Consider the following 5,261-nt stretch of genomic DNA (forward strand, 5'->3'; position numbering starts at 1 on the left):
GTAGGAGTCTTGCAACACGACATTTGCTCCAGAGTACCACAGCAGGAAAGCGGAGAATTTGGCGGTAATCGGAGTGATATTAGGCAGATAGGGCAGCAGAAGTTTGGGAACACCTAGGGTGAAGAGGATGAGGAGTTCTTGCCAATATTGTTTTAAGCCCCGAAAGCCAGAGGCAAGCAGGGCGAGACCGAAGACGGAAATAAAGGGTGAAAAGCCAAGGAATTTTTTGCTAGGGTGACCAGCACTCTTGATAAGAATTCCTGCAATCAGCAATGCACCAAATAAAAAAGGGACAATGCCGCTGCCGAGTTTAATTTGGTAGCGTTTGTCCCAAAGAGTCGAACAGGCTGCGAGCCAAAATACAATGCTAAGAGCAAGGTGAGAGGATTTTTCGGCTCTGAGATTGAGAGTTAGGTGAATGGCAATCAAGGCCGCTCCTATTGCTAGGAGCGATAAGGCAGGAATGTTTAATTGTTTAACCAGGGAAAATCGAGCTGCTTTCATATCATTGTCTTGATGCAAAGCGCGAGTGGGGGAAACCACGCCAGTGCGGTCATGGGGGGAACCCCCTTTGGCCGCACTGGCTCCCCAAGACCGCGCTGCATCGCTGGGGTAGTTTTACCGAGATTGTATTTTAGGCATAAATTCAAAAAAATTTATTCGTAAAATAAATTAATTTATAATTATAAATTGCCAAATGAAGCACTCACTTTTCCATTTAATATCTTGATCTCAATGACTCATGCTAAATGCGTCATTGAGATAATTTATCTTATAAATAATCAAAATCTAGTGTCAAATATGAAGACTCGCAAATAGACCAAATCCCTTAGGCAAAAGAAACTTACCGATCTTTACAGCTCCGACTACGCCATTCGCGATATCCTTAACACCCACTTGCGTCATCTCTTCAACTGAACCATAGGTTTCTAACTTTGGTGTATTCCATTCCTGTTTCATCTCATTAACTCCTTTTTTTTGAATAATTCAACAAGCCAAATAACCCTTATTTGTCAGCAGCAAAGAACTGCAAACATCTTCTTCCACGACTTTTACTAACTCTGATAACAAGCTCAAGTTGCGAGGCCGCCGTAAACAAATCACTTCGCAAGATTGAGCAAGACTAGCACAGCTTTCAAACTGCATCACCTCCCCAGAACTAAATAACTTCATCAACTCCGAATGCTGCATCAAAGCTATTAGTTTTGCTTGCTTTTTCATCGGCTCGCACTTTACCTCGGATCCAGAAGCCAATAAATAAATCCGACTAATCGGTAACGATCTTTGCGGAAAATTTCGTCTTAACCGCAAACCCCGCTTTTCTAACTTTGGATGCAACTGCCACAGGGACTCCCAATCATAACCCAGTACTTCTGCTACCTCCCGACTGATCTTAATTTGAGGAAATCCAGGCGCAAGCATAGCTTTGCCCTCCTCCCAGCTCACTGGAGCTATATCATCGGCAACAACTGCATATCCCTGGGCCTGCAATGCTGCAGCAATCGTTGACTTTCCCTCACCAGAGTTGCCCAAGAACAAAACAGCTTTGCCATCTATTTCTACCGCACTAGCATGAAGTACTAACGGGCTCCGCTGTTGCAGCAAAATCGCCATTACGGTACCCACCAACGCCAGTCGCAGCTTTAACTCATCCACATCCGGTGCTGGAATGACGACAATCTTGCATCCCCCTTGCACCAAAAACACACCTGCCTCCTTGACATAGACGACCGCTTCCTTCCTTTCTACTTGAAGTGCTAAGGGCTGCTCGATTACCTCCTGGGGTACATAGTCAAACACAGAACCCACCTGATCGATAGTGATAGTGACATCGCTCTTATCCTCTGCGGGCACAAACTCCGGAATCGGTAGCACTGAGCGAATCCCTAACCCATAAGCGACGTAGGAAAACCAATTAGAGTCCCTGTGACCTAAAACGTTAGTAAATGGCAACATAAGTCTGGAAGAGTATAGTTTAAAAGTAGCTTTGTTTACTCCCAACCTTGTCTTGATGCAGTCGCTCATGGGGGAAACCACGGCAGTCGCTCATGGGGGAGACCCCCAAGACCGCGCTGCCTCCCCAAGACCGCGCTGCATCGCTTGATTTTAATGGCTGAATGTCTTCTGATGACCATGTCATTGAATGGCTTGGAGGTATAGCGCTACGCCCAAGGCAAGAGCCATGCATGCAAAAGGCAAAAGTTCATGTAGGGTGGGCAGTGCTTTCGATAGATTCCGAAGCTTGCCATAGGTTTGGTAGTTCATGTAGGGTGGGCAGTGCTTGATAAAGATTCCGAAGCTTGCCATAGCCTTGGTAGGCACTGCCTAGGCTGTTCACTTTGTCCTAGGGCCCGAGGAAAAAGTTTATGCACTTTTTGTGTAAGGTAACGAGACCGTGGGTCGCTTGCGATATATGGATTGTAGGCTCAGAGCGTTGCTCACGATCCCGGGATGAACAATTAGAACCGAAAAATGCCCAAAATACACAGCCTAGGCACTGCCCACCGTAGGATCAATCGTAGATTAATCACAATGGTGCCAGCTCTCAGATTAAGGGTTTGTACAGGAAATTAACCGGTGCCAAAAAGAGACAATGGATGCAAATTACCCATTTATAATTTTCTATCGTTACTAGATAATTAACCATTTAATTATGACTCATTTATAAGCAGTAAGGTTGATCAATGAGTGTTCCGTGTAATCCCGGATGAATGAGTACTAAAACTTTCCTGAGTTTTTCATAAAATCCTGACAGAGCTAAAAATTTTTGATGAATTTTTCTTAAAGACGCTAAATATATAGCAAAGGGAACAGGGAGTAGGGAGTAGGGAGTAGGGAGTAGGGAATATCCCATCAAAATTATCTCAATTCATTTAGGTTCATGTAGGGTGGGCAGTACTTTTGAGAGATTGACGAAGCTTGCCATCGCCTTAGTAGCCACTGCCCACCCTAGGATTAATCAAACGAGTAGCACTCAGTTCATGTCGTGCAACTACGGTGGGCAGTGCTTTGGACAGATTCCTTTGCTTGCCATCCCCTTGATAGGCACTGCCCACCCTACGATTAATCACTCTTACCTGTTGCTAGCATGCCTATTGCCTGTTCCCTGTTCCCTGTTCCCTTCAAATAGAAATGCTATAGCAATAAAAAAAAATCGGTCAAGCTCTGGTTAACTCCAATGCTTGACCGAATTCTATGGTATTAGCTTCCAAAAGTACAGCTGAGCTGCACTCAAATTTAGATAACTCCTGATCAATTAGTACATTCTGATCGAGTTAGTCAGCTATCAGCTATCAGTTATCAGTTATCAGCCAAAGGCTTGTGGCCAAGGCTGACGGCTGACGGCTGACCGCTGAATGCTTACGACAAAACAACCTTCACTATTCATTGTCGCCAGGGCGTAAAACCCTGGCAAATTCCTATCCTAGTCTACGTAAAAATAGCGAATCAAAAAGGTCATAACCTCACCAGGCTTTCCGGTAGGCTCCGGAGTGCTCCACTCGTCGGGATAGGCGTATTTAAGGGAATAAATGGCATAAATTGTCTTCTTAACCTCCTCAGGAGAACCGATCAATATGTGCTTGACTTTCTTAGATTTGCGACTTGGGTTTTCAGAGTTCGGATTAATGTTTTTGCTCATTGGAAACTATACCTTTAAACTGTGTATAATATTAATCTATTAATAAATTAATGATTTGTCAAGGGGTTTAGGAATTTTTTTTATTACGAAATATGCAGATAATTTGGGAAGTGTGGGAAGTGTGGTGGGAAGGGTAATAAGGAATAATAAATAGTTTTTATTTTTATACATTTTTGATATAATTAATCGTAGGGTGGGCAGTGCCTAAGACAAATTGTCAACCTTTGGATAGGTTGACTAGGCACTGCCCACCGACAGAGACTTAACTATAAAAAACTATAAATTAATAAGATTAATTGTAGGGTGGGCAGGACAGGTAGGGCAGTGGTAAACAGGCAATGGCCACCCTACAAAATGCGTACGCACTGTGAGTTTTGGGAAATGTGTAATTAATTTTGTTCACCTTCTTAAACAAAAATAAATGACTGAAGCGCCAAATCGCACCATCCCATCAGGATTGCCTGGAGGCACTCCTAGGGGTAAGAAAACTGAGGTTAACTCCCGTGCTAGCAGAGAGATGCAACGTCAGCTAAGACGAGAAAATGAATCTGCCACAATCCTTGCCTTAATGGGATATGATGTAGAACAGAATCCACCCACTCTTCCCAATGGCAAAAACCCTGACTACAAAATTGAGGGGCAAATATTCGACCATTACACCCCACCCACTTCCAACCCAGACCAAATTCGTAAAGGTATAAGTAGAAAGGTCAAGAGAAGACAAGCAGAGAGAATTGTACTTAATCTTGATGACACCAATGTAAATCCTGATGAATTACAGGATATTCTAGCCAGAAAACCAATCGACAATCTTAAGGAGATTATTATGATAATAAATGGTAAGGTTATCCCATTTTTTCCCTAGCCTTTGTACAGACAGGAGAGATTAGCATGGCTTTAGATTTCGACCTAGAGATGGTAACTGAGCTTAAGCCTCAACAAGCCTTAAACATCTTAGCTACAAAGTTAGCTTTAGAGTGGCGACAAGACAACTTAAAAGCATCAGGAATACTTATTAATGCTGATGTAGAAGATCGATGGGAACAAGATGTTACTGAGGAAAACTTTGGTTTTCGACCTACTTTAGTTGTTGGTTTTCGGATTAATCCCAATCAAGATTATGAAGGGGGCTTGCGTACTCTGATCCGAGCAACCATAACTTTGCTACAGCAGACTGTCGGAGAAGCTGTTTTGCTATTTAATTATGAAACGGTTGTATTGCAGCGCTTGGGAGATAAATTAATCTTAAATGAAGAGATGCTGGAGCCTAGTATTATTTCTGAAATAGACCAGTTTAAATTAACCTATGAGTTACAGGTTTTCCCTTGTTCTGCCTGATGTAGATTAACCGTGGCTAGTTTGGCTTTTTGGAGGCAATGCTCACCCTACAAAATGCGATTGACCGTTCGCGCAGCGTCGGGCAAAGCCCGTGCATGTCACGCTTCGCTCCGGAAGCTTCGCTTCCGCGCTTATGCGATCGCACTTGTCACTTCATCAGCTCATCTACTTCTCCTGCGTCTGGGAATTGGGGCTGGTGTAGTGGGTTGGTATGCCTTAAGTCCATGATCACCAGTAAGAATCTCCACCTGGCAACCAGTTTTTGCGTAGAATTCTGCTACAG

At 43.5% G+C, this 5,261-nt stretch carries 10 protein-coding genes; 3 read left to right on the forward strand and 7 right to left on the reverse strand.

Features of this window, described 5'->3' with window-relative positions; translation table 11 throughout:
* The 7 genes from crtA to F6K57_RS35995 form a co-directional block, all read right to left on the reverse strand.
* The coding region (gene crtA / locus F6K57_RS35965; protein ID WP_293072865.1) for a cyanoexosortase A at nt 1-543 on the reverse strand (543 nt) is incomplete at its 3' end.
* A 252-nt stretch (nt 544-795) separates the two neighbouring features.
* The gene (locus tag F6K57_RS35970; protein ID WP_293058561.1) at nt 796-960 is read right to left on the reverse strand and encodes a lasso peptide; all 165 of its coding nucleotides are present in this window, start codon (nt 958-960) and stop codon (nt 796-798) included.
* A gap of 27 nt (nt 961-987) precedes the next feature.
* Entirely contained in the window at nt 988-1,956 is a 969-nt protein-coding gene (locus F6K57_RS35975) for a hypothetical protein (RefSeq protein WP_293058563.1), read from the reverse strand.
* 180 nt (nt 1,957-2,136) lie between these two features.
* Entirely contained in the window at nt 2,137-2,307 is a 171-nt protein-coding gene (locus F6K57_RS35980; protein ID WP_293072868.1) for a hypothetical protein, read from the reverse strand.
* A gap of 355 nt (nt 2,308-2,662) precedes the next feature.
* A complete protein-coding gene (locus F6K57_RS35985) occupies nt 2,663-2,857 on the reverse strand; it encodes a hypothetical protein (protein ID WP_293072871.1) in 195 nt (64 codons plus the stop codon).
* A 73-nt stretch (nt 2,858-2,930) separates the two neighbouring features.
* Entirely contained in the window at nt 2,931-3,071 is a 141-nt protein-coding gene (locus F6K57_RS35990; protein ID WP_293058569.1) for a hypothetical protein, read from the reverse strand.
* Nucleotides 3,072-3,424: 353 nt separating this feature from the next.
* The gene (locus F6K57_RS35995; RefSeq protein ID WP_293031541.1) at nt 3,425-3,640 is read right to left on the reverse strand and encodes a hypothetical protein; all 216 of its coding nucleotides are present in this window, start codon (nt 3,638-3,640) and stop codon (nt 3,425-3,427) included.
* Nucleotides 3,641-4,061: 421 nt separating this feature from the next.
* Here F6K57_RS35995 and F6K57_RS36000 point away from each other — a divergent pair, with 421 nt between their 5' ends.
* The 3 genes from F6K57_RS36000 to F6K57_RS36010 all read left to right on the forward strand — a co-directional run.
* A complete protein-coding gene (locus tag F6K57_RS36000; protein ID WP_293058573.1) occupies nt 4,062-4,505 on the forward strand; it encodes a hypothetical protein in 444 nt (147 codons plus the stop codon).
* 26 nt (nt 4,506-4,531) lie between these two features.
* Nucleotides 4,532-4,978, forward strand: coding sequence for a SitI3 family protein (locus F6K57_RS36005; protein WP_293058576.1), 447 nt, complete (start codon nt 4,532-4,534; stop codon nt 4,976-4,978).
* 38 nt (nt 4,979-5,016) lie between these two features.
* A partial coding sequence (locus F6K57_RS36010; protein ID WP_293072876.1) for a hypothetical protein occupies nt 5,017-5,261 on the forward strand: 245 nt, incomplete at its 3' end.

Source organism: Moorena sp. SIO4A5, from assembly GCF_010672005.1.
In the GTDB taxonomy this organism is placed as follows: Bacteria; Cyanobacteriota; Cyanobacteriia; order Cyanobacteriales; family Coleofasciculaceae; genus Moorena.